Below are 1,053 nucleotides of genomic sequence, written 5' to 3'. Positions count from 1 at the left end.
CGGTTTCAAGCTCTACGCCAACGAGCAGCCGCATGTCTGGCCGTGGCAGTTCTCGCGCGTCGAAGGCTCGCCCTGGACCGACATCCGCCTGCGCAAGGCGCTGAATCTCGCGATCAACCGTGACGAAGTCGTTGGTCTGATGAACGGGCTTGCAAAACCCGCCAAGGGCCAGGTCGACCCGTCGAGCCCGTGGTTCGGCAAACCGACCTTCGAGCTGAAATATGATCTGGCCGCGGCCAAGAAGCTGGTCGAAGAGGCCGGCTACTCCAAGGCGAAGCCGCTGAAGGCCACCTTCATCATCGCCCAGGGCGGCACCGGCCAGATGCTGTCCCTGCCGATGAACGAATTCCTGCAGCAAAGCTTCAAGGAAATCGGCATCGACATCGACTTCAAGGTGGTCGAGCTCGAGACATTATATACGCATTGGCGCAAGGGCGCGGCCGACGAGATGAACGCCGGCATCACCGCCAACAACATCGCCTATGTCACCTCGGACCCGCTCTACGCCATCGTCCGCTTCTTCGCCTCCGACCAGATCGCGCCGGTCGGCGTGAACTGGGGCGGCTACAAGAACCCGAAGGTTGACGCGCTGATCAGCGAGGCCAAGCAGACGTTCGACACCGCCAAGCAGGACGATCTGATCGCGCAGGCCCACGCGCTGATCGTCGACGATGCCGTGCTGGTCTGGGTCGTCCACGACACCAACCCGCACGCGCTGTCGCCGAAGATCAAGCAGTTCGTGCAGGCGCAGCACTGGTTCCAGGATCTGACGACGATCGGGACGGAGTGAAGGCGGCAAACGCCGGTGTCGTAGGGTGGGCAAAGCGTAAGCGTGCCCACCACCTCTATACGCGGAGTAAGATGGTGGGCACGGCGCTAGCGCGCCTTTGCCCACCCTACGGGAGTTGATGTTGGTGGCGAAGAGCAGACGGACGCTACCGCGCCAAACACCGCTGTCGTCCCCGGGCCCGCCGTAGTAGCGAGCCCCGGGCCCAAAAACCCAGGGAGTGGGTTTGGGGAGCCACGGAGTTTACCGCGAGCGCGCTAAAAAAA

1 protein-coding gene is annotated in these 1,053 nt (G+C 62.8%); it reads left to right on the top strand.

Going from position 1 to position 1,053, the window contains the following annotated elements; all coding sequences use genetic code 11:
- Window positions 1-790: ABC transporter substrate-binding protein (locus tag AC0L3X_RS38690; protein ID WP_473317297.1), on the top strand; the 790-nt coding region annotated here is incomplete at its 5' end.
- Window positions 791-1,053 lie beyond the last annotated feature (263 nt).

The organism is Bradyrhizobium sp. MI1.7 (assembly GCF_055811795.1).
The sequence above is the reverse complement of the archived record's forward strand: the minus strand, read 5'-3'. Positions and strand labels throughout refer to the sequence as shown.